The 25,151-nt window shown below is 56.3% G+C and carries 25 protein-coding genes and 1 riboswitch; of the genes, 21 read left to right on the top strand and 4 right to left on the bottom strand.

The window, feature by feature from the left end:
• Positions 1 to 10 precede the first annotated feature (10 nt).
• The 6 genes from RTU96_RS10870 to RTU96_RS10895 are packed head-to-tail and all read left to right on the top strand — an operon-like array spanning position 11 to position 4,768.
• Entirely contained in the window at positions 11 to 466 is a 456-nt protein-coding gene (locus RTU96_RS10870; RefSeq protein ID WP_312636630.1) for an FMN-binding protein, read from the top strand.
• A complete protein-coding gene (locus tag RTU96_RS10875; RefSeq protein WP_312636631.1) occupies positions 463 to 987 on the top strand; it encodes a hypothetical protein in 525 nt (174 codons plus the stop codon). The genes RTU96_RS10870 and RTU96_RS10875 overlap by 4 nt, the downstream gene beginning before the upstream one ends.
• Positions 984 to 1,538, top strand: a complete 555-nt coding sequence (locus RTU96_RS10880; RefSeq protein ID WP_312636633.1) for a pilus assembly protein PilX — start codon at positions 984 to 986, stop codon at positions 1,536 to 1,538. The genes RTU96_RS10875 and RTU96_RS10880 overlap by 4 nt, the downstream gene beginning before the upstream one ends.
• Positions 1,535 to 3,130: an FAD-binding protein gene (locus tag RTU96_RS10885; protein ID WP_312636634.1), complete on the top strand. Its 1,596-nt coding sequence runs from the start codon at positions 1,535 to 1,537 to the stop codon at positions 3,128 to 3,130. Before RTU96_RS10880 ends, RTU96_RS10885 begins: the two co-directional genes overlap by 4 nt.
• Positions 3,127 to 3,840, top strand: a complete 714-nt coding sequence (locus tag RTU96_RS10890) for a 2Fe-2S iron-sulfur cluster-binding protein (protein WP_312636635.1) — start codon at positions 3,127 to 3,129, stop codon at positions 3,838 to 3,840. The genes RTU96_RS10885 and RTU96_RS10890 overlap by 4 nt, the downstream gene beginning before the upstream one ends.
• Positions 3,827 to 4,768, top strand: a complete 942-nt coding sequence (locus tag RTU96_RS10895) for a transglutaminase domain-containing protein (RefSeq protein ID WP_312636636.1) — start codon at positions 3,827 to 3,829, stop codon at positions 4,766 to 4,768. Before RTU96_RS10890 ends, RTU96_RS10895 begins: the two co-directional genes overlap by 14 nt.
• 200 nt (positions 4,769 to 4,968) lie before the next feature.
• Here RTU96_RS10895 and RTU96_RS10900 read toward each other — a convergent pair whose 3' ends face one another.
• From RTU96_RS10900 to RTU96_RS10910, 3 genes are all read right to left on the bottom strand, one after another.
• Positions 4,969 to 6,207 carry a hypothetical protein gene (locus tag RTU96_RS10900; protein ID WP_312636638.1) on the bottom strand — a complete coding sequence of 413 codons (1,239 nt, stop codon included), beginning with the start codon at positions 6,205 to 6,207 and terminating at the stop codon, positions 4,969 to 4,971.
• Complete coding sequence (locus RTU96_RS10905; RefSeq protein WP_312636639.1) at positions 6,204 to 6,767, bottom strand: sigma-70 family RNA polymerase sigma factor; 564 nt, start codon at positions 6,765 to 6,767, stop codon at positions 6,204 to 6,206. Before RTU96_RS10905 ends, RTU96_RS10900 begins: the two co-directional genes overlap by 4 nt.
• 122 nt (positions 6,768 to 6,889) lie before the next feature.
• Complete coding sequence (locus RTU96_RS10910; protein ID WP_312636641.1) at positions 6,890 to 7,138, bottom strand: hypothetical protein; 249 nt, start codon at positions 7,136 to 7,138, stop codon at positions 6,890 to 6,892.
• An 81-nt stretch (positions 7,139 to 7,219) separates the two neighbouring features.
• On the opposite strand from RTU96_RS10910, the gene sufC reads away from it, so the two are divergent.
• From sufC to sufU, 5 genes are read left to right on the top strand one after another with little or no spacing between them, the layout of a single operon-like run.
• Positions 7,220 to 7,984, top strand: coding sequence for a Fe-S cluster assembly ATPase SufC (gene sufC / locus RTU96_RS10915; protein WP_312636642.1), 765 nt, complete (start codon positions 7,220 to 7,222; stop codon positions 7,982 to 7,984).
• Positions 7,971 to 9,389 carry a Fe-S cluster assembly protein SufB gene (sufB, locus tag RTU96_RS10920; protein ID WP_312636644.1) on the top strand — a complete coding sequence of 473 codons (1,419 nt, stop codon included), beginning with the start codon at positions 7,971 to 7,973 and terminating at the stop codon, positions 9,387 to 9,389. The genes sufC and sufB overlap by 14 nt, the downstream gene beginning before the upstream one ends.
• Before the next feature lie 16 nt (positions 9,390 to 9,405).
• Positions 9,406 to 10,482 carry a SufD family Fe-S cluster assembly protein gene (locus RTU96_RS10925; RefSeq protein WP_312636645.1) on the top strand — a complete coding sequence of 359 codons (1,077 nt, stop codon included), beginning with the start codon at positions 9,406 to 9,408 and terminating at the stop codon, positions 10,480 to 10,482.
• Positions 10,479 to 11,699: a cysteine desulfurase gene (locus RTU96_RS10930; protein WP_312636647.1), complete on the top strand. Its 1,221-nt coding sequence runs from the start codon at positions 10,479 to 10,481 to the stop codon at positions 11,697 to 11,699. Before RTU96_RS10925 ends, RTU96_RS10930 begins: the two co-directional genes overlap by 4 nt.
• Positions 11,689 to 12,138 (top strand): Fe-S cluster assembly sulfur transfer protein SufU, encoded by a 450-nt coding sequence (gene sufU / locus RTU96_RS10935; RefSeq protein WP_312636648.1) that lies wholly within the window; start codon positions 11,689 to 11,691, stop codon positions 12,136 to 12,138. The genes RTU96_RS10930 and sufU overlap by 11 nt, the downstream gene beginning before the upstream one ends.
• A gap of 16 nt (positions 12,139 to 12,154) precedes the next feature.
• On the opposite strand, the gene RTU96_RS10940 is transcribed toward sufU, so the two are convergent.
• Complete coding sequence (locus RTU96_RS10940) at positions 12,155 to 12,553, bottom strand: hypothetical protein (RefSeq protein WP_312636649.1); 399 nt, start codon at positions 12,551 to 12,553, stop codon at positions 12,155 to 12,157.
• A riboswitch (cyclic di-GMP riboswitch) is annotated at positions 12,539 to 12,647 on the top strand. (Overlaps the previous gene by 15 nt.)
• Before the next feature lie 85 nt (positions 12,648 to 12,732).
• On the opposite strand from RTU96_RS10940, the gene RTU96_RS10945 reads away from it, so the two are divergent.
• The 10 genes from RTU96_RS10945 (at position 12,733) to pilM (ending at position 25,147) form a co-directional block, all read left to right on the top strand.
• Entirely contained in the window at positions 12,733 to 17,079 is a 4,347-nt protein-coding gene (locus tag RTU96_RS10945; protein WP_312636650.1) for a prepilin-type N-terminal cleavage/methylation domain-containing protein, read from the top strand.
• Between the two features lie 47 nt (positions 17,080 to 17,126).
• On the top strand, positions 17,127 to 17,714 hold the full coding sequence (locus RTU96_RS10950; RefSeq protein ID WP_312636651.1) for a hypothetical protein: 588 nt from the start codon (positions 17,127 to 17,129) through the stop codon (positions 17,712 to 17,714).
• Positions 17,711 to 18,025, top strand: coding sequence for a hypothetical protein (locus tag RTU96_RS10955; RefSeq protein WP_312636652.1), 315 nt, complete (start codon positions 17,711 to 17,713; stop codon positions 18,023 to 18,025). Before RTU96_RS10950 ends, RTU96_RS10955 begins: the two co-directional genes overlap by 4 nt.
• A 35-nt stretch (positions 18,026 to 18,060) precedes the next feature.
• Positions 18,061 to 18,585, top strand: coding sequence for a hypothetical protein (locus RTU96_RS10960; RefSeq protein WP_312636653.1), 525 nt, complete (start codon positions 18,061 to 18,063; stop codon positions 18,583 to 18,585).
• Positions 18,586 to 18,611: 26 nt separating this feature from the next.
• Entirely contained in the window at positions 18,612 to 20,327 is a 1,716-nt protein-coding gene (locus RTU96_RS10965) for a GspE/PulE family protein (protein ID WP_312636654.1), read from the top strand.
• Positions 20,324 to 21,370: a PilT/PilU family type 4a pilus ATPase gene (locus RTU96_RS10970; RefSeq protein WP_312636655.1), complete on the top strand. Its 1,047-nt coding sequence runs from the start codon at positions 20,324 to 20,326 to the stop codon at positions 21,368 to 21,370. The genes RTU96_RS10965 and RTU96_RS10970 overlap by 4 nt, the downstream gene beginning before the upstream one ends.
• A gap of 28 nt (positions 21,371 to 21,398) precedes the next feature.
• Complete coding sequence (locus RTU96_RS10975; protein WP_312636656.1) at positions 21,399 to 22,604, top strand: type II secretion system F family protein; 1,206 nt, start codon at positions 21,399 to 21,401, stop codon at positions 22,602 to 22,604.
• A gap of 95 nt (positions 22,605 to 22,699) precedes the next feature.
• A complete protein-coding gene (locus tag RTU96_RS10980; RefSeq protein ID WP_312636657.1) occupies positions 22,700 to 23,125 on the top strand; it encodes a prepilin-type N-terminal cleavage/methylation domain-containing protein in 426 nt (141 codons plus the stop codon).
• A 143-nt stretch (positions 23,126 to 23,268) separates the two neighbouring features.
• Positions 23,269 to 24,078 (top strand): prepilin peptidase, encoded by an 810-nt coding sequence (locus tag RTU96_RS10985; protein WP_312636658.1) that lies wholly within the window; start codon positions 23,269 to 23,271, stop codon positions 24,076 to 24,078.
• Between the two features lie 58 nt (positions 24,079 to 24,136).
• On the top strand, positions 24,137 to 25,147 hold the full coding sequence (gene pilM, locus RTU96_RS10990; RefSeq protein ID WP_312636660.1) for a pilus assembly protein PilM: 1,011 nt from the start codon (positions 24,137 to 24,139) through the stop codon (positions 25,145 to 25,147).
• Positions 25,148 to 25,151 lie beyond the last annotated feature (4 nt).

Consider the following 25,151-nt stretch of genomic DNA (forward strand, 5'->3'; position numbering starts at 1 on the left):
TGGAAGTGTGATGAAGTTAAAACAGTGGATTGCAGCGATGATGATGATTGCCAGCCTTGGCGGGTTAACCGCCTGCGGCGACGGCAATGTCAGCTATCAGGACGGTACTTATGAAGGGAAAAGCTCCGTATATACCAGCGAGGACGGCTCTGACGACGGTAATGGCTACGGAGAGGTGAGTATCATCATCAAAGACGGCGCGATTACCGCGTGTACCTATCAGACCTACGAGCCGGACGGGGCTTTGAAAGCCGAGAGCTACGGTATGGAGGGCGGAAAAATCGCCAACCGGGATTACTATAATAAAGCCCAGAAGGCTGTGGCTGCCTGCGAGGAATATGCCAGCCAGCTCATCCAAAGCGGCAGCGCCAAGGACGTTGACGCAATTACCGGCGCGACCATCAACCATGATTTGTTTCTTGAGGCGGTTGACGACGCGTTGAGCGGGGCAAAAGCGGCGGGATGAAAGCGGGCGACGCGCTGAGGCACGGGGCGGTTTGTCTTTCGTCGATTTTTCTGCTGCTGGGGCTTCCGTTTCTTCGCTCCGGTACCTTTCAAGAGCTGTTGAGCGGGGAAGGCGTCGATGCGCTTACCAGCGCCACAGTGGTGCTGGAGCAGCCGTCCGGTGAGTACGTGGTTTTGTTAAATACCGCCATGCACCCGGATGCGGAAAAGCTTGCGGACTGGATCACCTTTTTTTCCGGCGGTGAAATTGCCTATATCTTTGAGGATATCTCCTGCTCCGTGCCAAAGGGAGATCAGGGCGCGGTAAGTATGGCAAGAAGCTTTCAGTCCCGCCTGCCGGAAAATCAGATGAAATTGCATACGGAAGACGCATCCTTGCTGTGCTCCCAAGCGGATAACGGGTTGTTTGACATCATCATTCTGTCCAGAGAGTATGCGGATGTCTACCGTGCGGAGAGCGCCCGCTCCGATGAGGTGCAGGTGCTGCCATTGACTGGGACGGAAGGATTGGACGATCCATGAGAAAATGGAATGCAATCATCAGCGTGCTTGTGATAGCGCTTCTTCTCATTCATGCCATTGTGGGGGGATATCAACTGCTGGGCGTGCTGCCGGGCGGCAGGACCTGGCTGAAGGTCCTGTCGTGGAGTATGATGGCGCTGCTTGCGGCCCATGTGGTTCTGGGCGTGTGCCTGACGGTGAAAACACTGCGGGCCTGCAAAAAGTCCGGCGTGTCCTATTTTCGGGAAAACAAGCTGTTTTGGGCCAGAAGAATCAGCGGCTTTGCCATGCTGCTTTTCATTGCCTTTCATATTGTGATTCTGACCGGCATCACGGGGGAAGCCTATCGCCTCCGGCCCTTTGGAGTGCTTCAGCTTGCCGGAAGCTTGCTGCTAGTCATATCGGTTGCGGTGCATATCCTAAGCAACCTAAAGCCGTTGCTGATCGCCTTCGGGGCGAAAGGTGTGGGCGCCTTTATAAAGGACATGCTCCTTGTGCTGTCCGTGGTGCTGCTGTTTTGCGGGGCGGCGTTTGTCATTTACTTTCTCAGATGGAATGTGCTTTGGAGGTGAACGCTACGCAAGCGGGCGTTGTAAATATTATCGGGGCGGGACTGGCGGGGCTTTCCGCCGCCATCCATCTGGCGCGGCTGGAAATTCCCTGTCGGCTCATTTCTGTGCAGCCCTCGGAGCGGGCGCAGTCCGTGCTGGCCGAGGGCGGCATCAACGGTGCGCTGGATACCATGGGGGAGCAGGATTCTGCCGAAGCGCACTGCGCGGATACCCTGCGGGCCGGGTGCTATCTGGCCGACCCGGCGGCGGTGAGGAGCCTTGCGGAGTATGCGCCGGAAATCATTCGCTTTCTCGACGGCATCGGCGTTCCCTTTAACCGGAAGGACGGGGTAATTCAGCTTCGCAATTTTGGCGGACAGAAGAAAAAGCGGACGGCATATGCAAAGTCCAGCACCGGAAAGGTGCTGATGTCCGCCCTGATTGACGAGTGCAGAAAATATGAAAGCCGGGGTCTTGTGGTCCGGCTTTCTCATCATGCTTTTTCCACCCTGCTTTTTTCCGGGGCGGAGGAATCCGAATGTGCCGGTGTGCGGGTGGAGGATTTGTATACTGGCAAGGAAACTAACTTTACGGGAGCTGTGATTTTGTGCTTTGGCGGATTGAACGGCTTTTTTCCGGGAATGACCACCGGCACCACGGCAAACACCGGAGATGCGGCGGCGCAGGTTTTTGCACAGGGCGTCCGGTTTGGAAATCTGGAAATGCTTCAGTATCATCCCACCACCATCGGCATTCCGGGGAAGCGGTGCTTAATCAGTGAAGCCGCGAGGGGTGAAGGGGGGAGGCTTTACACTCTGAGAAATGGTAAGCCATGGTATTTCATGGAGGAAAAATATCCGGATCTTGGGAATCTGATGCCCCGGGATGTGATCTCACGGGAGATGTACTTTGTTCTGCGGGACCCGGACTGCGGCGGTCAGGTGTTCCTTGATTTGCGGGAGCTGTCCGACGAGACATGGAAAAAGCGTTTGCCTGATTTGCGTGGGGAGGTAAAGCACTATCTGGGTCTTGACCCGGCCAAAGCGCCGATTCCCGTGGAGCCGGGAATCCACTATTTCATGGGCGGCATTGATGTGGATGTTTTCCACCGGACCAATGTGGGCAATCTCTATGCGGCGGGGGAGTGCTGCTGCCAATATCACGGGGCAAACCGGCTGGGCGGAAACTCCATGCTGGGCGCACTGTATGGCGGGCAGGCGGCGGCGGAGCATCTGGCGGGGCATCTGCCCGGAATGCTGGAACCGCTTCCCGGACCACAGACGGACCATAACTGTGCAGACCCCAAGACAATTTTGCAGATCAGCGAACTTCTGCTAAGCGCGTTGGGTATTGCCCGGGACGGAAATACCCTGCAATCCGCACAAAAAAGCCTTGAAGATTTGCTGGAGCGCACCCGCAATAAGCGGGAACGCAGACGAATATATCTGGCGCTGGCGATGCTCCGCTCGGCGACGTTTCGGGAGGAGAGCCGCGGCGCGCATTTCCGGGTGGACTTTCCCGAGACAAAAGAAGAATACCGGCGGCAAACCGTGGCGCATTTTAATGGGCTGGTAAAAATCGTCTACCGAACGTCGTTGGAGACAGCACCATGAACATAAGGATTGACATACTCCGCAGGGCCACAGCGGAAGCGCCGCCTTGGCGGCAAAGCGTTCCGTTTGAAACGGAGCGGGAGAACACAACGGTTGCCGCCGCGCTGAACGAACTCAACAGCGGCGGCTTTCGGGATATCCATGGCGAACCGGTGGAGCCGATTCGCTGGGACTGTGCCTGCCTTCAGAAAAAGTGCGGGGCTTGCGCCATGGTCATCAACGGAAAGCCGTGCCTTGCCTGCGACACCGTACTTAAGACTGTGGCGAAGAAGGGAATCGTCACGTTGGAACCTCTGCGGAAGTTTCCCGTGGTTGCCGACTTGATGGTTGATCGGAGCATCCTGCTTGAAAATCTTGCCCTCATGAAAATTTGGGCCGAAAAAGAAATTGTTATGACGGACCGGGCATCGGTTGAAGCCTATGACGCGTCCCGTTGTCTGCAATGCGGCTGTTGTCTGGAGGTGTGTCCGAATTTTTGTCCGGGGGACGACTTTTTTGGCGCGGCGGGGTTTGTACCCACCTCCCGTTTATTGGCTTCGATGACAGGGGAAGAACAGCAAAGAGTTTGCGCGGCCTATGCTTCCCACGCCTATGAAGGCTGCGGGAAGTCTCTTTCCTGCGCCAAAATCTGCCCTGCGGGCATTGACATAGAGCATCTGCTCCTGCGCACCAACGCGCAGATGTTCCGGAGGAAGCATGACAAAATGTAGACGAATTGCCATTGCGGGCGTATTGTTTTTTCTGGCTCTGGGCGCGGCAATGGCGGCGTTTACCCGGCATGCTTCGCCCCTTGCGTATGTTCACAGCGAAAACCTTTCCGTCGTATTTGAAAACGAGGAGAAGGTGCTCCGCAGGGTTCAGGCTTCCCTGAAAAAGCATGACCGCCGTATCACGCTGACCTTTTCCGGCAAGGGGGAATACATGGAGGATATCAGCGTGCTGGTGAGCGACCTGATGAAAAATGCGCTGACAATGGGCGACGGTCCCATGGATGGGGATTATATCCGATATCAATATGGGGGCTATACGCTCTTTTACAGCCATGAGCAGGTTGGCGTGCAATACCGGTATACCATTCAGATTGAGCCGATCTATTACACAACCCTGGAGCAGGAACAGCAGGTGGATGAGGCCGTAAAAAGCATTCTTGCAGAGCTGGATTTCAAGCGCAGTACCTCGGATTATGAAAAAATCCGTGGGGTTCACGACTATCTGGTTCGGACCGTCACCTATGATACCATCCACAAGAAGAATGAAAGCTATCATCTCGACACAACGGCCTATGCGGCCTTTTTAAATGGCGCCGCAACCTGTCAGGGATACAGTGTGGCGGTTTATCGGCTGCTGCGGGAGGCGGGCGTTCATTGCCGCATCGTCACGGGGACTGTGGCCAACGGCGAAACCGCCGAGCGGCACGCATGGAATCTGGTGGAGCTGGACGGAGTATATTACAATTTGGATGCTACATGGGATGCTCTGTTAGAGACGGAGGATTATTTCCTGAAAAGCGATCACGCAATCCCGGATCATGTCCGGGACAGCGAGTTTAAAAAAGAGGCGTTTCAAGCCCGGTATCCGATGGCGGAGACTAATTTTGAAGGCATCGCAGGACAATCCGCAGCGGACACCTTGAAATGACAAAAGAACTGATGAAGTATTTGTGGCTTTGATGGATGCCTGAAAAGGAAGCATGAATCCAAACGCCCAAAATACAGAAAACGGCGGGTTTGATTTTAAATCAAACCCGTCGTTTGTCTTTTGCTCCGTTATTTTGCGTACGCCGCTTAGGCTTTACAGCGGAGCTTTTAATATGCTGAGGGAAAAGAGAATTGCTTGGTTTATCTTGTGAAAAGCAAGCTTCCAAGGTGCTCCTTGTAGTAACGGTAGATGTTCTCAACACGGGCTTGCGCCTGCCTGTCATACCGGATATCCGGGTTTTGACTGACAAAGTTCTGCACATATTCGGTCAAATCGGAGTAAATCAATGGGCTTACTTCGTAACAGACATATTGCTCGTCCTCGTAAACCTTAAATTGCGCAAGGTCTGAAAAACGAATTATCTGCCCGTGGATAAAGGCGTAATCACGTTCTGGATTGATGCTTTCTTTATCGTACATAAAGATATAAAACAGCGGGAGATCAGTTCCCATATCGGGATCCGTGTAGTTTGTGAGGGGAAGCAATGCCGAAACAATAAGCGCGGTTTCCGGTTTCGTGGCCAGCAGCTTAAAATTGACGTCACTGCCTAAGTAGTGTGCTCCGATCAGCAGGCGCTGGTCTTTCTCAGAAACAGAGCTGTCAAAGATCACGTCGGAAGGAACGTCTGCCAAGAGGGGCAGGGGGGAAACGGAAGGAACAATGGTTCCATCGAACTGCGCGAAAAGGTTGGTATAGCTCTGCACATACTGCGCATTCAGCGCGCGCCGCTCATTAATATCAAAGGTGATATTTTCGAAGTAACCCCGCAAATCTTCAGGAATGGCACGGAGAATCGTTTCATCCGCCTGAACAGGCGGCGTGGGAGCGTCGGGAGTGACAATGGGCTTTGAAAACCATACGGTACACATCCAGTCCTGACCAAAAAGGAAATTGTTGTTTGTAAGAACAAAGTAGTAATTGTCGTCGGTCAGCGGTTCCTCCAATGCGTTGATGTCATAGGCGTTTGAGAGATCAATTGTCATTGTTCCGCTGGAATTTGCCGCAATTTTTGTTCCGGTAAAAACAACGTCGTCCGAAATGGGGGCGATTTCCTCCCCGGTGCTCCATCGCATCAGCTTGAGCTTGGGCTGGAAGGCAAAGACTTTATTCGACCGGTTTTCCACCACGAGGGAAACAATGCCGTTTCCCTCGTAGGCTGCGGAAAAGCCCACATCGTCGCCGGACAGGGAGGAAAATAGATTGACTGCGAAAGCCGTCAGCGAAAAGCAGCAGACAAGCGCCGCAGCCAGAATTACCGCCGCTCTGACGGGGCGGCGCAGCGTGCGGCGGGAGGGAAGCTCCACCCCGGTTTTTTCTTCAAAAATGCCCTTGATATTTTGAAGGTTCGTTTTGCTGAATGATAAGGCCGTGTGCTTCATAGGTCAAACCCTCCATCCTGAATCACAATGATGTTCCTCAATTTCTGTTTTGTACGATACAGGTGGTTTTCCACCTGCTTGACAGGCATATCAAGGCAAAACGCAATTTCCTTTGGCTTTTGCTCGTAGTAGTATCGTCGCACAATGATTTCGCGTGCAGGCTCGTCCAGAGAATTGACGGCGGAAAGCAACGTGTGCTTTGCTTCTGCCGAGGGGATATCCTCTACGATCTCCAGATGTTCAAGCAGCAGGGTTTCATCCAAAGAGATTGCAGCTTGTTTTGAGAGTTGGCGATATCTGTCCGTTGCGCGGCTCCGGGCGACGACGACAAGATAAGATTTCAGCTTTCCACGCTGTTCTTCAAATTTTTCGGGCTTTTGCCATAGATGTATGAATACATCAGCGACACATTCTTCGATATCCTCCGTGCTTCCGACGTTTTTCAATATCGTGCCTGCAATTGACCACAGCAGCTTGGAATATTGATCAATTGCGTAATTGATTACTGCTTCATCGCCCTTTTTAATGGCGGCAACAATCTGCGCGTCATTCACTTCCATCCCTCCGTGACTTTTGATTAACCGGTCGCTTATAGTACGGGCAAAAAGCGGAAAACACTCGGGCTGCCCGAAAATTATTTTTACGATGGAGCTGAAAACCGGCAATTTGATACCATATAAATTTATACGCTGGTAAGAAAAATCGCAAGGAGAGTCGTTTCTTCGCCTGATTTATTTTCTGCAATTGAGAGGACTGTGGCGATCAGCGCAGGAAAAATGCGTCCGGCCTGTCCGGAAACCGGGCAGGCCCGGACTATTCTAGTCAGGGAAAACAGCCGCGATTGATCAGAACAGGTAAGACGCAATTGACTTTTTTCAATAATTTTGTGGAATTTTCGATAAATTTTTAAATCAAACCAGTTGTATTTCATAGTAAGTTAGTATAGTATAGAGAAAAGGTTAGCGTTTCTAACTATTTGACCGCCCAACAGGCGGTAAGGAGGTCGAAATAGATGAATAGTCCGTTGCTTGAATTGCAAGATCTGAGTGTGTCCGTGGAGGACAAGGTGATTCTGGACGGCGTCAATCTGACGATTCGCCCGGGTGAGCTTCATGTGCTGATGGGCCCCAACGGAACGGGAAAATCCACGTTGGTTTCCGCGGTGATGGGGGATCCCCGCTATGAGGTCCGGCGGGGCCGGATTCTTTTGGAGGGCCGTGACATTACGGAGGAAAAGGCGGACGCCCGCGCCCGGGCTGGCGCGTTTCTTTCCTTCCAGGCGCCGGAGGAGATTCCCGGCGTTACATTGGAAAACTTCCTGCGCACCGCCCGGGGCGCGGTGGACGGAAAGCCGCCCAAGGTTTTGCAGTTCCGCAAGGAGCTGCGCGAGCAGATGGCCGCGCTGGACATGAACGCGTCCTATGCCGACCGGTACTTGAACGTGGGCTTTTCCGGCGGAGAGAAAAAGAAGGCGGAGATTTTGCAGATGCTGATGCTTCACCCGAAGCTTGCCATGCTGGATGAAACCGATTCCGGTCTGGACGTGGATGCGGTGCGTACCGTGACGAAGGGAATCAGGGCCTTCCGCTCTAAACAAAACGCCTTGCTGATTATCACCCACAGCGCCAAAATTCTGGAGGGACTGGACATCGACGCGGTTCACATTCTGGAGGGCGGACGAATTGCCCGCACCGGCGGGGCTGAGTTGGTTTCCGAAATTACGGCGGGGGGCTTTGGCGAGCTGAAAAAGGAGGCGGGGGTTCATGAGCCGCTTTGATCAGGAAAAGACCCGCGTGGAAGCGATGGACCGCAGTGTTTATGACATTAAGGATCGGGTGGACCCATCCTTTGAAGTGGATTCCGGCCTGACGGCCGCAATCGTGGAGAAAATTTCGGAGGAAAAGCACGACCCCGAGTGGATGCGGCTTTTCCGCCTGAAGGCTCTGCGGACATATAACGAACTGTCTCTGCCCGCGTGGGGTCCTCCTTTGGACGAGTTGGACATGGAGCATATTGTCACTTATGTCCGGCCCAAAACCGCCATGCAGGGCAAGTGGGCCGACGTGCCAGAGGATATTAAAAATACCTTTGAGCGCCTTGGCATTCCCGAGGCGGAGCGCAAGTCCCTTGCGGGAGTGGGCGCGCAGTATGACTCCGAGGTGGTTTACCACAATGTCCGGGCGGAGGTTGCCGCCCAAGGCGTGGTCTATACCGACATGGAAAGCGCCCTTACCGGCCCCTACGCCGAGCTGGTCCGCAAGCACTTCATGCGGCTGGTTCCGCCCACCGACCATAAATTTGCCGCGCTGCACGGGGCGGTTTGGTCCGGCGGCTCCTTCGTCTATGTGCCGCCCGGCGTGTCTGTGGACATTCCGCTTCAGTCCTACTTCCGGCTCAATGCGCCGGGGGCGGGCCAATTCGAGCATACCCTCATTATCGTGGGCGAGGGGGCCTATCTGCACTTCATTGAGGGGTGCTCCGCCCCCAAATACAGCGTGGCAAACCTCCACGCCGGATGCGTGGAGCTGTATGTGGGAAAGAATGCCCGGATGCGGTATTCCACCATCGAAAACTGGTCCAAAAACATGTACAACCTGAACACCAAGCGGGCGCTGGTGGAGGAGGGCGGCACCGTGGAGTGGGTGTCCGGCTCCTTCGGGTCCCACACGTCCTATCTTTACCCCATGAGCGTTTTGAAGGGCGCGCGCTCCCGGATGGAATTTACCGGCATTACCTTTGCCGGCGCGGGTCAAAACCTAGACACGGGCGTGAAGGTGCTTCACGCCGCGCCCAATACCACCTCGCACATCACCACCAAGTCCATTTCCCGGGATGGGGGGATTTCCACCTTCCGCAGCGCCGTCACCGTGGCCCCGGAGGCAGAGGGAAGCAAGTCCTCCGTCTCCTGCGAGTCGCTGATGCTGGATAGCCGTTCCCACTCCGACACGGTGCCGGTGATGGACATTCGCTGCGATCAGGTGGACGTGGGACACGAGGCCAAAATCGGCCGCATCAGCGAAGAGGCCATTTTTTATCTGATGAGCCGAGGGCTTGCCGAGGAGGACGCCCGCGCCCTGATCGTGGGCGGCTTCGCCGAGCCTATTGCCAAGGAGCTGCCCTTGGAATACGCGGTGGAGATGAACAATCTCATCCATCTTGAAATGAAGGGCAGCATCGGCTGAAAGGAGGAACCGAAACATGAACAGTGCAATCAACCGTTTGCCGGTTCCAACATGGAGCTGGACCGGCGTGAATCAGGCGGAGGACAGCGCGGCGCTGCCGGAGCTGGCCGTCCGCAAGTTGTCGCCCATGCCCTATGCCGGGGAATTGCCGGAGGGCGTGGAGCTGCTTTCCGCTTTGCCGGATACTGTCGCGTCCATTCCCAGCGGTATGGGCGAGGCGGTGGACCGGTTCGTTTTAGACCACGCGGACACCGTTTGCTATGTGCGGGCGCAGGGCGGAAAAACCGCCGCGCCCTTAACCCTGACCCGGACGCTGAGCTCCAAACAAAGCGCCGCCGTCACCCACTGGGGCATTTCCGCCGGAGCGGGAAGCTCCCTCACCGTGGTGCAGGTGCTCCGTGGAGGGGCGGACCACGGCGCGGCGGCGGATTTGACCCAGATTGACGCGGAGCCGGGCGCAGAGGTACGCATCATTCAGATTCAACTGCTGGAAACCGACAGCCGAAGCTGGAGCGCCGTGGGTGCGCGGGTTGCCGAGGGCGCACGCGTGGAGGTAGTCCGGGCCGTGCTGGGCGGCGGCGTGGCCGCCTGCGGAACACGGATTCAACTGGAGGGCCGGGCTGCGGAATACAGTCTGGACACCGCCTATTTTGGAGACGGGGAACAGTCGCTGGACTTCAATGATCTGGTGATTCATACCGGCAAGGATACCCACAGCGAGCTGCGCACCGCCGGTGTGCTGGGGGACCGGAGCCGCAAAATCCTGCGGGGCACCATTGACTTTCGTCAGGGGGCCGTCCGCGCCGTAGGTCATGAGAACGAAACTGTGCTGCTGCTCAGCCCCACCGCCCGCAACCGCACCGCGCCGTTGATTCTGTGCGGGGAGGAGCTGGTAGAGGGGCAGCACGCCGCTACCGTGGGCCGGTTTGAAGAGCAGCAGCTTTACTACCTTTGCTCACGCGGCCTATCTCCCGCGCAGGCCAAGCACCTGATGGTCGAAGCCCGGTTTGCCCCGGTGCTGGACCAAATCCCGGACGAGGCGCTGCGGGCGGAAATTCTCGAAAATATTGGAAGGAGGCTGGGTCAGCCATGAACGAACTGCAAAAACAGTTTCCTATCTTAACTGTGCCGGAAAACGGGAAGCGCCTGATTTATCTCGACAACGCCGCCACAACACAAAAGCCGCTGTCTGTTTTGAAGGCGGTGGAGGATTACTACCGCCAGGACAATGCCAATCCCCACCGGGGCGTGTATGAGCTGGGCGTTCGCGCCACAGATGCCCATGAGAACGCCAGAGTGGCGGTGGCCCGCTTTCTTCACGCTACGCCGGAGGAGCTTATTTTCACCCAGAATACCTCCGAGGGTCTGAATCTGGTGGCGTACAGCTATGGCTTGGAGTTTTTGAAGGCGGGGGATGAAATCGCCCTCTCCGTGGCGGAGCACCACAGCAATCTGGTCCCGTGGCAGCGGGTGGCCAAGGCCACCGGCGCGAAGCTGGTGTATTTCTATCCCGGACCCGACGGCCGCCTAAGCGAGGAGGAGCTGGACCGGAAAATTACGGACCGCACCCGGCTGGTGGCGATTGCGCAGGTTTCAAACGTTCTGGGGCTGGAAGCCCCGGTGGCCTCCATTGTCCGCAGAGCCCGCGCCGTGGGTGCGGTGGTGGTGCTGGACTGCGCCCAGAGCGCGCCCCATTTGCCCGTGGATGTGAAGGCGCTGGACGTGGACTTCGCCGCCTTCTCAGGGCATAAACTCTACGCCCCTATGGGCGTGGGCGCGCTGTACGGAAAGAAGGAGCTGCTGGAAAAAATGCCGCCCTTCCTCAGCGGCGGCGACATGATTGCCTCGGTCCATGAGCAAAGCGTTTCTTACGCCGAAATTCCCCGCTGCTTTGAGGCGGGAACCCGCAATGTGGGCGGCGAGGTGGGATTGGAAGCCGCCATCCGGTTTATGGACGCTCTTGGCTGGGAACAGATCCAAGCCCATGAAAAGGCCCTGACGGCCCGTGCGCTGAAGGGCCTGTCCGCGATCCCCCATGTGACGGTGTACGGCGAACCGGTCCCGGAGGGACGGAGCGGCGTGATTTCCTTCAACGTGGACGGCGTGCATCCCCATGACACCGCCACGATTCTGGATGCGGACGGCATTGCGGTCCGGGCTGGGCATCACTGCGCCCAGCCGCTGATGGAGTTTCTGGGGATCACCGCCTGCGCCCGTGCTAGCTTCGCCGTATACAACACGGAAGAAGACGTGGATGCCTTTTTAAGCAGTGTGGAACAGGTGAGGAGGTGGATGGGTCTTGGAGCTTAACGCCCTGTATAATCAGATTATCGTGGAAAACAGCCGCGCGCCCCAAAACCGCCGCAAGGTGGAGGACGCAACCATCGCTTTAGAGGGCGTGAACCCAAGCTGTGGGGATGATATTATTCTGGAGCTGCGGGTAAAAGCGGGCGTGATTGAAGACGCCGGCTTTACGGGAGACGGCTGTGCAATTTCTCAGGCATCCGCTTCGCTGATGATTGATCTGGTCAAGGGCCGGGCGGTGGAGGACGCAAGAGAACTGCTGCATCTCTTCTTCGGCATGATTAAGGGAGAGGTGGCGGACGAAGCCCGGCTGGAAAAGCTGGAGGAAGCCATTGCCTTGCAGGGAGTTTCCCATATGCCCGCCCGGGTGAAATGCGCCGTGCTGGCGTGGCATACGCTGGAAGAGGCTTTGGACGGAAAACAGTCACAAAAGCTCCAGCTGTAAGCAACCCAAATTCCGGTTACACAATTACTATTTCCGCACATTCCATGGCGCGTGCTACTTCTCGGCGGCCGGTCTTTTGACCGGCCGCCTCTTTTTTAGAGAAAGCTTGCGTCCACGCCTGCCCGGCTTTCGGACAGGCCCAAGCCGTTATAGTAAGCTGGGGGGGCGTGACATTGCACAGGAAAAGGCGGATGCCGGGCGCCTTCGCCGTAAACAAGCGGGATAATGAAAGAATCAAAGGAGACGTTATCGCTTCGCATACGGCGTAGATTGACTTCAGGGCACGGAAGTAAGACAAGGCAAAAAGTTCCAAAAACGCCCCGAAATCAAATTTTTGTGACTTTGTTACTTGCAAATAAAAGCGTAATATGATAACATAAACCCAAAATAGGATGAGAAAGCAGATGAAAGGCATACCCGGTGAAAACCGGCGACGCAAAGCTATAGGGCCGTATGTGGAACTCCTGCCCGAGAGGAGCGGGTTTTCCATTCGGCAGCCAGCTGCCACATGCCAAGATGCACGACCAGTGCATTGGAAAAGTGCTGAAAGCTGTCGTGCTCACGGCAGCTTTTTATGCTTTTCGGAGGATGACCATGCTGGGAACAAGCAGACAAAAAACGAGGAATATTCAAGGCTTTACCTTGATGGAAACTTTGACAGTCGTCGTAATTGTAGGGGTTTTTGCGTCTTTTGCCGCTTCGTCTCTGTTTCAGCAGTGGAAACGCCTGCAACTGACGGATCTGGATGGAACCGCCCGTGAAATCTATATGTCGGCGCAGAGTGATTTGATGGATCGGAAGGTTTCCGGTACGCTGGGAACCTTGACGGCGGATGCCGGAGGAAGCGCACAGCCGGAAACGGCAAGCGGCGACGGGGTTACCGAAACGCTGTATTACATAGATTCAGCTACGGCGGGAGACAGTCTGCCCAAAACCGGTGATCTTCTTTTTACACTGTTCGGCAGCTATGTGCTGTATCTGAATCCCCGGACGGGAGATATCACCGATGTGTATTATTCCAAGGATACGCTGACGTATGACGCGGTGGATGCGCTGCGAAAGCTGATGGATGGCACCGATGACCCCGACCTTCGGTCAAAAGAGGGAATCGGTTATTACGGCGGAGGAACACTCAGTGAAACCGTTGGGGGGTCTGTCGAGGAAGAAATCGAAGAGCCTCATGGAACCGAAATGCTGAAGCTGATCAATCAGGAAGATCTCTATGTGGAACTGAGGTATCCGAATTTGGGGTCAGCCGCCACCAATCCCGAAAAGGTGAAAGCCATGATTACGCTGACAGATGAGAACGGCGATATGGCTTCGGTGACAGTGGACGGGCAGCCACCGGATACGAATGGGACCTCCGCTTCCCATTTCTGGGGCAGCATCGATTCGGACAATACATATACGCTATATGTTTTGCTGGACAGCATGGTGGAGGGCGGCTCGTTTACGGAGCTGTTTCCTGACCTTGCGGCGGGGGACGACATTACCGTTAAGGCAACGCTCTCTTACGCAGGGAAGCCGCTGTATCAGAACGCCCTGATCGGCACGGCCAACAGCCTGTTTGCCCAAAAGTATGGCGAAGACGTTACTGTCGGCGGCATGAAGCATCGCAGGGGCGTGGAGTTTGCTTACGCACGGCAGTTAAGCAATCTGCGGTATTATCATCAGGGCAGAGCGGCCGCCGTGCAATCGGGAGATATTGATTTTATAAAAACCTTGCGGCAGGAGAATATGCTGCCTGCGAAGGCGCACCGGGACGCCGCGCCGGATACCTTTACCCCTATCCTCCTAACGGATTCCACAAAGCAGGGCGGTATTACCATTGATGGACAGGACGGCGCGGGAACGATACATACTCTCAGCAATTTTAAAATTTTCCAAACGGGAAACGCCGGCCTCGTCGGTAAAACCACAGTTTCCGCCACAATGCAGAACCTGCGGCTAAAGGACTGGACCGTATCCGGCGGCACCAGAGCCGGCGCGTTGATCGGCTCGCTGATCGGCTCCGGGGGCGGCGTTGCGGTGGAGAATTGCGGCGTCTACCTCACCGGCGCAGGGAAAGGCTTTGTGACCGGAGGAACCGGTGTTTCCGGAGATGAAGCGCCCACTGGTGGTCTGATCGGGGAGGTGCAGGCGGGCGGGAAAGCTGTTTTGATTCAAAACTGCTTTTCCTCGCTGGCTGTGGGAAACAGCAAACAGACCACAGGCGGCCTGATTGGAAGAGCCGGCGGAGGGACGTCCGGCGCACCGGTGAAGATTCAAAACAGCTATGCCAGCGGCAGTGTCGCTGCGGGGACATTCGGGGCGTACCGCGCCGCGGCGGGCGGCCTGATTGGTGCGTCTACAGGTGTTGTGAAGGTGAACGACAGCTTTTCCGCAGCCGCCGTATTCGGCGCATCCTCCTGCGGCGGTCTGGTGGGAGCCGCTTCCGGCTCTTTGAGCATTGACGGCAGCTATGCCTGCGGAACGGTTGTTACCGGAACTGCGGAAACATACGGCCCGTTGGTGGGCAGCGGCAGCGCGGTTTATACCGACTGCAAATATCTCAGCCAGAGTGGAAATACGGTTGTGGCGGATGCAGGCGCAACACCTGACGGCGTCTCTGCCTACGAGTATGACACTCTTGCGAAAGGCGTAAAAAACGCAGCGGCGAAATGCCATCCGTATCGGCAGGACCTTTTGAAGCAGGCATATCCCTTCCTCATGGTGACGGAGGAGTATTACGGAGACTGGCCGGTTCGATATGAGCCGACGCAGAAGATTGAGACGCCGTATGGATTATGCTACTATGAACAGTATAGTGATGGGGCGTGGGGCTTTTACGGATATGACAAGGCCGGAAATTTGGCGGATTCTCTGGATTATGCCAATGCGAAAACAATTTCCTTGACCGGCTATGGCGTTCTTGTGCCGGAAGGGACGGAAGATGTAAAAGTGCCGAGATTTGACAAGAACAATATTTACTGGGGCGTGGCCGTTTTTGATGGTAAGACTGCGCTTTCGACGCTTGAACAGGACTTGTACCCCTTGAGAAACGGCGGAAGTGATTTGCTGAATTACAACAACCAGACCGCGCGTGTGGTGTATGATGCGCAGACTGATCGGAATGTTTATTTAAACCCGCTGTTTGCGGCGGCAATTTCCATGGAACCGTTAAAGGTAAACGAAGCCGGTCCCATGCAAATCCGCACGGAGGAGCAACTGCGAAACCGGCGGCTGATTGCTGAGACAAGCTGGTATTTTAAGCAGACTCATAATATCTCCGTTTTAAAGGCGGACACAGGAAGTTACATCAATAATACCAACTGCACATATGATGGCGCCGGAAATCTGATTAGCGGTCTGAAAAACCCGCTGTTTCAAACTAGTCTTGGGGTAATCGCAAATCTTTATTTAAAAGATGTTTCCATCAATCAGCCGGGGGATGCTGCGGCGCTTGCGGTTATCAGTCAGGCGCCGGTTCAGAACTGCCATCTGATCTCCGGCTCCATTGTCAGCACGGGCGGCAATGCCGCCGGGCTGATTGGGGGACTGAACGACATTGGAGCCGATGTTATCGACTGTTCCGTGGGCGGCTTGGATGCGGCACAAAAGGTGACCGTCCGCGCGGGAGGTCAGTATGCAGCCGGACTTGTGGCAACGGCAACCACCGGAAGCATCAGAAATTCCACGGTGGAAAACACCGCCGTATCTGCCACCGGAAGCACCACCGCCGCCGCTGGGTTGATCGCGTATTGCAACAGCATCACTGTTGAAAGCTGCTCCGTTGGAAAAGCGGTTCCCTGCGGCGTCACTTCCCAATATGGCAGTGCCGGTGGGCTGATGGTGAAAAGTCAGGCAAAGGTTACGGATTGTTCCTTTGCCGGAACGGTTAAAGGATACGGCGATGCGGCAGGGCTGATTGTCTCCACGGAAAGCCTCGGCAGTATTACGTCCATGGACGGCAGCACCGCTAATTGCGATGTTGTTTCGGAAAACGGCAGTGCCGGTGGGCTGATGGTGAAAAGTCAGGCGCCGGTAACCAACTGCTCCTTCACCGGAACCGTCACAGCCGCCGCTGATGCAGCGGGTCTGGCGGTGACGAATTTGGCTGACAGCAACTCCCGGATAAAAGACTGCACCGTCGACGCAAAAATTCTGTCCTCGGGAGGGAATGCAGCGGGTCTTGCGATCACCAATGGCTATTCGGCTTTGATTTCCGGCTGTTCCGCGACAGGCCCTGTGACCGCGCAAAAGGCTGGAATGACTGCGTCGGGTGGCGTGATTACCAACCGGGGAACCATCAGTCTGAGCTATTCGGCGTCCGCGGTAACGGCTTCCGGCTCAGGGGGCAATGCCGTCGGATTTGTGGATTTAATGCAATCCGGAACCGTGGCGTCCTGCTATTACAGCGGTACGGTAACAGCCGCAGGCGGAACAGCGGCGGGCTTCTGCCGGAGCATCACAAACGGCACCGTTTCCGATTGCTTTGCTGTGGGAACGGCCAGCGCCGGAAAGGGAATGGCCGTGGGCTTTATAAAAACGGCGCATGTTTGGAACAGCCGGTCTGTGGTGAACAGTTATTCCGCGGTGGAGGTTTTGGTCGACGCAGGCGGAACGGCAGAGGGCTTTACCGCCGACGATGTAAAGGCTTATATCAATGGTGCGGCGAAAGAGGATCGGTACGTAAATTGCTATTGGGTGTCGCAGCCCGGATTTAACGAAGCCGTGTCTCAGGAGACCAATGACGGCGGCAAGGTTGTCTCTGTTACATTTACGCAGTTGGAGACGCTCAAGACCGTCTTCTCAGGTTGGAACTGGGACTCTGGCAGCGGAAGCTGGACCCTGAATACCTCCGCCGGACAGACGCATCCGTTTTCCGAGACCCTGAAGGGGAGCGCCTATCCGTATCCACGCATTCTGATGCTGGATTTCTACGGAGACTGGCGGCATTGAGAAAATCAGGAAACGCAGCCGGTTTGCGGCAGGAGGAGGTCATGCGGATGATTTTTCAAAAACTGCATAGCCGCCGCGGAGCGTCCATGCTGATTTCACTGCTTTTTTTCATGGTCTGTCTGACTGTGGGTTCTTTGATTCTGGGCGGGGCCTCGGCCAGCGCCGCCAAAAGCGAGGGCCGCAATGCCGATCAGCAAAACTATCTGGCGGTGGCGTCCGCCGCCCGCCTTCTGAGGGACGAGCTGGGAAAAAGCGCCCATGTTGTGGGAAGGACGCGAAGCCCCGATGTAACGGATCCGGACACAGGAGAGGTTACCTTTGGAACGTGGAGCCCGTTTTTGCTGGAAAGCGATGCAGACGCAGACTTGCTGACCGGCGTTTACAACGAAGTTTACAACACCGACGCATCTTACAGCGGAACGCTGACCGTCACGGCGGGGGGGGGCCTGCCCGCCGTGAACGCGACGCTTTCCATGAAGAAGACGGGCGACGTTGCGGTTGTGCTCACCGCCGGCGATTATACCATGACGGTGACGTTTCGTGCCCGGACGGCGCAAAATACGGACGGCGAAACCTACGATTACCGGACCACCTCGTGGAGTGCGGGTGTGATTAAAAAGGGGGCCGGGGCATGAGCAGGAAGAGATGGACCTCCGGCGAGACGCTGGTGGAAACGTTGGCGGCGATTTTGATTGCCGCGCTGGCAAGTATTCTGCTTTTGCAGATGACGGTGGTTTCTGTGCGAATCAACGAAAAGGCGCGGCAGATGGACGAGGACTACCAAACCGCGCTGTCCGCGGTGGAAAGCCAGCGGGAAGGAAGTTTTGACGGAGAAGATATTTCGATTGTGCTTGACAGTCCGGAAAAAAAGTGGAACTATTCAGTTAGCTATTATCAGTCCGGAGAGCTGACGGCTTACGCTACCCGGGGAGGTGGAGCCGGGTGAAGCAAACGGCTTTTTCATGGCGAGCCCGATCTGGAATGACACTGGTGGAAACGCTTGTGGCGGTTCTGATGGCGGTGCTGCTGACGACAATGGTCGCCGCAGGCATAGCGGCGGCGGTCCGGATTCGGGCGCAAAGCACCTTTATTTCCGGAAGCCAGCAGGTTGCCGACACCATTGGAGCGGCGCTGTCCGATGTACTGCGGTATGCCACTGACGTGGAGACGGACGGAGAAGGCGCGGTGAGCGCATTTACCAATGTGAATTACGGCATCACGGCAGGGCGGATTTATGTGGGCGCGGGGGATGAAGATGGGGACCGGGGCGTAATTTATCTGAACGCGCCGGGCGCTGCAAAGAAAATACCGCTGCTGACCAATCCCGGTTATTCGGGGCTGGCGGTGGTTCCGGAGGACTTCGACTCTGATGACGATGGCATCGGCGGCCCGCTTGCGCTGCACTATTCCGACGGCGTTTTTTCCGGGATCTATCGGCTGTATGATTTTGCCGGGGCGAAGTTGTCGGAGCCGATTGAATTTACATTTCGCGCACTCAACGGCTGATGAATGGGCATAAAGGAGAAACAAGTATGACTTATACCCGCTTGGGGGATTTGCTGGTATCCGTAGGGCTGATCTCGCCCGAACAGTTGGAGCACGCTCTGGAGTTCCAGAAAAAAACCAAGAACCGCTTGGGCAGCGAGCTGATTGAGGAGAAAATCATTACTGAGCAGCAGTTGATGAGCGCCCTGCAAAAGCAACTGGGTGTGGAGTGTGTGGATCTGTCTCAAATACAGATTCCGCCCCGGCTGGCGGAACTGCTGCCGAAGAACATTGCTCGAAAGTATGGCATCGTGCCGGTAAAGCTGGGTGGAAATACCCTGTATATTGCCATGAGCGATCCCTTGAATTTCATGGCCATTGAGGAGGTCAAAACGGCGACCCGGAAGCGCGTGGTGCCGATGATTGCCACCTCGGCGAATATTGAGCGCGCCATTTCCACGCTTTACGGCAACGAGGGCGCGGCACGGGCAATTGAAGACATGAAGCGGGAGATCGCGGTGGGGACGCAGTCCGCCATCCAGTCCGCCGACAATTTTACCGCCAGCGTTCTGGGCGGTGAGGAAGAGAGCGAGTTTGCGCCCACGGTGCGTTTGGTCAATTCCATTATTGAACGGGCGGTGGAGGAAAGCGCCAGTGACATCCATATTGAACCGGAGGAGAAGGAACTTCGGGTTCGGATGCGGATTGACGGGGTGATGCACAGCATCATGCCTGTGCCCAAGGATTTGCAGGGGTCGGTCATCTCCCGCCTGAAAATTATGGGCGGCATGGATATCACGGAGCGCCGGATTCCGCAGGACGGACGGGCGGCCGTGCGAAGCAAAGACCGGGATGTGGATTTGCGGATGTCCACGCTTCCCGTGATCTATGGCGAAAAGGTGGTTATCCGGCTGCTGGACAAGGATGCCCAACTGCTGAGCAAAGAACGGCTGGGGCTGATGGGCGGCGATCTGGAAAAATACACGGATTTGATTCAAAGGCCCTCCGGCGTGGTGCTGATTGTGGGTCCCACAGGGAGTGGAAAATCTTCGACAATGTATACGATGATCCGCGAACTGAACACGGAACAGGTCAACCTGATTTCTCTGGAGGACCCCGTGGAATATAACATCGATGGAGCAAACCAGGTTCAAATTAACGAGAAAACAGGCATGACATTTGCGGGCGGCCTGCGGGCAATCCTGCGGCAGGATCCCGACATTATCGCCGTGGGAGAGATCCGGGACGGAGAGACCGCGCAGATCGCCATGCGGGCGGCCATCACCGGGCATTTGGTGTTGTCCACCATACATACCAACGATGCCCTGTCCACAATTGACCGTCTGAAGGACATTGGCGTAGAGCCTTATTTAATTTCAGGCGCTGTGAACGGCATCATTTCTCAGCGTCTGGTGCGGCGCATCTGTCCCGACTGTCGGCAGGAGTACGACCCGAATCCGGAGGAATGGATGGACATTGGTATGATCGACAGCCCGGTACGCCGGGTATATCGAGGTGCGGGCTGCTCCCGCTGCTTCGGCACCGGCTACAGGGGACGCATTGCCGCGTTTGAAATTTTAACGCTCAGCCATGCACTGCGTTTGGCAGTGAATCGAAACGCATCGCGGGAAGAACTGGAAGAGATCATCCGCCGGGAGGGACGCTTTGTCTCGCTGGCGGAGAATGTCCAGCGTCTGGTACTGGAAGGAACCACCACGGTTGAGGAGGCGCGGAGAATTACCGTTTCCGCGGAGAACCTATGACCATTGAAGAGTTGATTGCGCAGGCATCCGCAGATCATGCCTCCGACATACATTTGATTTGCGGACTGCCGCCGAAATATCGGGTGGGAGGCGCGCTTCGCTCCATGCGGGACGAGCCCCTAACGGATGAGGACTGCGACGAGCTGGTCCATCGGCTGGCAGGGGAGAGGTATTTTCAGTTTTTGGAGACAGGCGAGCTGGATGCCGCCGCCACCGTAAACGGTGTGCGAATCCGCGTCAACCTGTTTCGCCAGCAGGAACGAAGCTCCGCAGCGGTGCGGCTGCTGGCGGACCGGATTCCCGAGCTGGAAGGGCTTGGACTTCCGCCCAAAGTGGAGGAGCTGACAGAGCTTTCCCGGGGCATTGTTCTTGTTACCGGGGAGACGGGCAGCGGCAAATCCACAACGCTGGCCGCGATGCTCAGCCGCATAAACCGCAGCCGTGCGGCTCACATTTTAACGCTGGAGGACCCTATCGAGTACATTTACACGCCTGACCGCTGCATTTTCAATCAGCGGGAGGTGGGCAGGGACACGGCCAGCTATGCATCCGGTCTGCGGGCAGCGCTTCGGGAGGACCCGGACATTTTGCTGATTGGCGAAATGCGGGACCTGTCCACGATAGAAACCGCGCTGACTGCCGCCGAGACGGGGCATCTGGTTCTTTCCACGCTGCACACCGGCGGCGCGGCAGACGCAGTGGACCGCATTGTGGGTGCTTTTCAGGAGGCCCGCCAGCGGCAGATCAGAATGCAGCTTTCCATGACGCTTCGAGCGGTGCTGTCTCAGCAGCTGCTTCCCGACCGCAGCGGCGGGCGGGTGTGCGCCTGCGAGCTGATGGTGGTGAATGGGGCCGTCCGCAATCTGATTCGGGAGGGGAAGACCCCTCAGATAGAAAACGCCATTGCCACCTCTGCGGCAGAGGGCGGCATCACGATGGACAACGCCATTTTGCGGCTGTACCGGTCGGGAAAAATCTCCGCCGAAACTGCGCAGCAGGCCGCCCGCGACCCGGAGTACATTAAAAAAAGCCTGATGCGCTGAACTGATTGGGAAAGCAAGGTGAATCCTGTTGCAGACATTTAAATACAAGGCAATTTCCAAGGACGGTGCGGAGGTTTCCGGGGTGTTGGAGGCGTTTGACGAGTTTGCGGCGGTAGCCCGGATTAAGGAAACCTGTTCCGTGGTCACCAAAATTACGCAGGTGCGGGAAAAGTCCCGGATGCAGCAGGATGTGACGCTGAACAATATCGACGAAAAGGCGCTTTCAGTGATGTGCGCACAGTTTTCCATCATTTTGGGCGCGGGTCTTCCTGTGGTCCGTGCAGTGGAGCTGATTGCTCAGCAAACTGCGGACCGGACGCTGCGAAAAATTTTGGGTGAGACGGCGGAAGATGTGGCGGCGGGGTTTGGCTTGGCCCGCAGCTTGCAGAACAAGGGGAAGAATCTTCCCATTGCGTTTATCGAAACCATTCGCTCCGGCGAGGAATCCGGCACGCTGGACGTGGCTTTCGGGCGGCTGCGTGACTATTACGACAGGTCGTCCAAGCTCAGGGGAAAAGTAAAGGCCACCATGATATATCCCATGTTTACCCTGTGCGTGGCCGTGGCGGTGGTGATCATCATCATGGTGGTGGCCGTGCCGGCGTTTACCTCCAGCTTTGCATCCATGGGCGTGGAGCTGCCGGGCGTCACCCGGGCGTTGATCGCTGTGAGCGGATTTTTTTCACAATTTTGGGCGCTGCTGGTCACGCTGATTGCCGGGAGTACCTTGTTATATAAGCTGTACGGGCGGACGGAGCGGGGGCGAATTTCCCAGTCCCGGTTCCGGCTGAAGATTCCTTTGCTGGGGAGGATTGTCCTTTTACGGACGGCATCCCAGTTTGCCCGCACCATGTCCACGTTGCTGACGGCGGGGCTTCCCCTGCTGCGGGCGGTAACGGTGACGGCGAAGGTGCTGGAGGACGAGTGGATTGGCTCGGAGCTTTCCAAGCAGGTTCCGAAGCTGGAGGAGGGAAAGACGCTGAACAGCTGCCTGCGCGTTATGGGAATTTTCCCGGATCTGCTGGTGGAGATGACCGGCGTGGGCGAGGAAACCGGCGAGCTGGAGGGCACGCTGGATACGGTGGCCGCCTATTACGACAACGAGGTGGAACTGACCTCGAGAAAGGCCCTCAGCCTGCTGGAGCCGGTGGTCATTTGCTGTCTGGCGGGCATCGTGGGGTTTATTCTGCTGTCCGTTTATCTGCCCATGTTCAGCCTTTACGGCTCAATTTAGAAAGTTCGGTATTCCGCCGGGACGCAACCCGCCCGGCTGATACATCATATAAGTTTTCAACAACCCTAAGAAGATAAAACGAGGAGGAACATTTCATGTTACAGACAACCGTGCAATCCCTGAAAGCAAAAAAGAATTCCAAAAAGGGCTTTACCCTGATGGAGATGCTGATTGTTGTGGCCATTATCGGCGTTTTGGTGGCCATTTCCATTCCCGTGTTTACTGCTAAGCTGACCGATGCTAGAAAGGCGGCTGACGACGCCAATATGCGCACGGCGAAGGCCGTGTATGCCGTGTATCAGCTAAATGCCAGCAGCAGTAGCGACGACAGCGGCCTTGGTAGTGGTGGACCGTATTATTTTAACGCCTCCACCGGAAAGTTCCAGACTACTGGCACTGACGCTTCTGGTGCGTATAAAGCGCAAAGCGAGGATGGAACAGCTCGCGGAGTGGGCAATGTTATTAAGGTAGACACCAGCAGTACCAATGGGCCTGTGTGGGCGGCGGCACCGACAGCTTAACTCCATCTAAGACTTCATAGTTTCGGCGTTCTCCCTGCCGCCGTTGGGTTGCGGTGGTCTGGGGGAAGCATCCGCCCGCGGCCTGTCCCGAAATTTCGGGACAGGCCCGCCGGGCCTTTCATTCTCATTGGGAGGATTCGCGTATGCTCCATCTTTCCGCCGCCCTGACGGCGTATATTTTAACAATTACCGCCCTTTTGGGGCTGGTTCTGGGTAGCTTTGCCGCCTGCATGGCGGACCGGGTGGCGGCGGGAGAAAGCTTTCTCCGTGGCCGCAGCCATTGCGACCGCTGTGGCCATGTCCTCACGCCCCGGGATTTGATCCCGGTGGTTTCGTGGCTGGCGCTGAGAGGAAGGTGCCGCTGGTGCGGCGCGAAAATTCCAGTCCGCTGCCCTGCGGCGGAGCTGCTGTGCGCCGCCGCGTTTGTGGGGATTGTCCTGCGGTACGACGTGACGCTTCAAACGCTTCAGTATTGGATTCTCACCGTGCTGCTGCTGGCGACGGCGCTGGTGGATTACGACACCGCCATGATTCCCGACGGATTTTTGCTGGCCATGGCGGCAGACTGGCTGATGTTTCTGCCGCTTCTTCACCGTGGCGCGGTGGGGGCCGCAGCTTTGCGGGGTCTTGCCGGTGCGCTGGCCGCCTCCGTTCCGCTTTTGGTTTTGGTGCTGGTGATGGACCGGGTTTTAAAGCGGGAGAGCATGGGCGGCGGAGACCTTAAATTCTTTTTTGCTGCCGGTCTGTTTTTTTCGTGGCAGTCGGTGCTGTTTTTGCTGATTGCCTCCTGCCTGCTGGGAATTTTATTTGCGCTGGCGTCGAGCCGGACGGCGGGGGACCCGGAAAATCCCAAGGCATTTCCCTTTGGTCCCGCGATTGCGGCGGGAGTCTATCTTTCGCTGCTGGCGGCGGAGCCCGCCATGGCGGCCTATCTGCGCCTTTTTTTACTTTGAGAGTTCCCGCCGCGTTTTGCGGCGGTTGCCATAAAACCTGACTGACAGGGAGGATTTTATGTCCAATACCTATCTGGGACTTGACATCGGAACAAACGCAATGAAGCTGGCGGTTGTGAAGGGCGGGCGTGTGCAGAAGCTCTGCGCATCGCTGCTGCCGGAAAATCTGGTGCGGGACGGACGCGTTACGTCTCCCGATGCACTGGCGGAGGAATTGCGGGGACTGCTGCGGGCCCAGCGCATTTCCGAGCGGAAATGCGTGCTGGCGCTGTCGCCCGAGGCGGCGTTTGTTCGTCGGATTACCGTGCCGTGGATGACCACGGAGCAGTTGAAGGTCAACCTGCCTTATGAATTTCACGATTATATTCAAAAGGACAAGGAATTGTATTTTTACGACTATGCCGTGGCAGGCGTCAACCGGAACGATGCCGGAAATCCAGAGACGATGGATCTGTTGGCGGCGGCGGCGCCTAAGGAACTGATTGCCGTGGGAAGGTCGGCACTGCGCAGGGCGGGAATGAAGCTTTCGGCGGCGGTGCCGGAGTATCTGACCTACCGTAACCTGATTACCGCCTACGAGCGTGCCCACCCGGACAGCCATCCCCGGGAGTATTGTCTGGTGGACATGGGCCATAGCGCCATCCGCGTTCATATGTACCGGGATGGTGTATATGAAACCTCCCGCGTGCTTGAGTATGGCGGCGTTTCCGTCGGTGCGCTGATTGCGGACAGTGTCTCTGTGGATTTTCACATAGCGGCGGATTACATGGTGTCCAATTACAAAAATGTACAGGAGCTTTCCGTGTGCCGTGAGCTGTACAGAAAAATTGCGGTGGAAATTTTGCGGGCAGTAAATTTCTACGGGTTTAATACTCCTGATTCAGATCTGCGGGACATTTATTTTGGCGGCGGGCTGGTGAAGATTCAGGCGCTGATGGATGCTGTCCGGGACGCGATTCCCCTGAATCTGCATTTTATGGAGGAACTGCTTCCCTCCGCGGAGAATACCGATTTGGCGGGGCAGTGTCCCGCCGCCATCGGCGCAGCGCTGGAAATGGCCGGGAGGTAGAGAA

Origin of the sequence: Oscillibacter sp. (genome assembly GCF_032018205.1) — a bacterium.
In the GTDB taxonomy this organism is placed as follows: Bacteria; Bacillota; Clostridia; order Oscillospirales; family Oscillospiraceae; genus Oscillibacter.

Excerpts from the sequence above, each read along its gene's own strand:
- RTU96_RS10870 (WP_312636630.1), top strand. The coding sequence starts at position 11 with ATGAAGTTAAAACAGTGGATTGCAGCGATGATGATGATTGCCAGCCTT.
- RTU96_RS10875 (WP_312636631.1), top strand. The coding sequence starts at position 463 with ATGAAAGCGGGCGACGCGCTGAGGCACGGGGCGGTTTGTCTTTCGTCG.
- RTU96_RS10880 (WP_312636633.1), top strand. The coding sequence starts at position 984 with ATGAGAAAATGGAATGCAATCATCAGCGTGCTTGTGATAGCGCTTCTT.
- RTU96_RS10890 (WP_312636635.1), top strand. The coding sequence starts at position 3,127 with ATGAACATAAGGATTGACATACTCCGCAGGGCCACAGCGGAAGCGCCG.
- RTU96_RS10895 (WP_312636636.1), top strand. The coding sequence starts at position 3,827 with ATGACAAAATGTAGACGAATTGCCATTGCGGGCGTATTGTTTTTTCTG.
- RTU96_RS10900 (WP_312636638.1), bottom strand. The coding sequence starts at position 6,207 with ATGAAGCACACGGCCTTATCATTCAGCAAAACGAACCTTCAAAATATC.
- RTU96_RS10905 (WP_312636639.1), bottom strand. The coding sequence starts at position 6,767 with ATGGAAGTGAATGACGCGCAGATTGTTGCCGCCATTAAAAAGGGCGAT.
- RTU96_RS10910 (WP_312636641.1), bottom strand. The coding sequence starts at position 7,138 with ATGAAATACAACTGGTTTGATTTAAAAATTTATCGAAAATTCCACAAA.
- sufC (WP_312636642.1), top strand. The coding sequence starts at position 7,220 with ATGAATAGTCCGTTGCTTGAATTGCAAGATCTGAGTGTGTCCGTGGAG.
- sufB (WP_312636644.1), top strand. The coding sequence starts at position 7,971 with ATGAGCCGCTTTGATCAGGAAAAGACCCGCGTGGAAGCGATGGACCGC.
- RTU96_RS10925 (WP_312636645.1), top strand. The coding sequence starts at position 9,406 with ATGAACAGTGCAATCAACCGTTTGCCGGTTCCAACATGGAGCTGGACC.
- RTU96_RS10930 (WP_312636647.1), top strand. The coding sequence starts at position 10,479 with ATGAACGAACTGCAAAAACAGTTTCCTATCTTAACTGTGCCGGAAAAC.
- RTU96_RS10940 (WP_312636649.1), bottom strand. The coding sequence starts at position 12,553 with ATGCCTTTCATCTGCTTTCTCATCCTATTTTGGGTTTATGTTATCATA.
- RTU96_RS10945 (WP_312636650.1), top strand. The coding sequence starts at position 12,733 with ATGCTGGGAACAAGCAGACAAAAAACGAGGAATATTCAAGGCTTTACC.
- RTU96_RS10950 (WP_312636651.1), top strand. The coding sequence starts at position 17,127 with ATGATTTTTCAAAAACTGCATAGCCGCCGCGGAGCGTCCATGCTGATT.
- RTU96_RS10955 (WP_312636652.1), top strand. The coding sequence starts at position 17,711 with ATGAGCAGGAAGAGATGGACCTCCGGCGAGACGCTGGTGGAAACGTTG.
- RTU96_RS10960 (WP_312636653.1), top strand. The coding sequence starts at position 18,061 with ATGACACTGGTGGAAACGCTTGTGGCGGTTCTGATGGCGGTGCTGCTG.
- RTU96_RS10965 (WP_312636654.1), top strand. The coding sequence starts at position 18,612 with ATGACTTATACCCGCTTGGGGGATTTGCTGGTATCCGTAGGGCTGATC.
- RTU96_RS10970 (WP_312636655.1), top strand. The coding sequence starts at position 20,324 with ATGACCATTGAAGAGTTGATTGCGCAGGCATCCGCAGATCATGCCTCC.
- RTU96_RS10980 (WP_312636657.1), top strand. The coding sequence starts at position 22,700 with ATGTTACAGACAACCGTGCAATCCCTGAAAGCAAAAAAGAATTCCAAA.
- RTU96_RS10985 (WP_312636658.1), top strand. The coding sequence starts at position 23,269 with ATGCTCCATCTTTCCGCCGCCCTGACGGCGTATATTTTAACAATTACC.
- pilM (WP_312636660.1), top strand. The coding sequence starts at position 24,137 with ATGTCCAATACCTATCTGGGACTTGACATCGGAACAAACGCAATGAAG.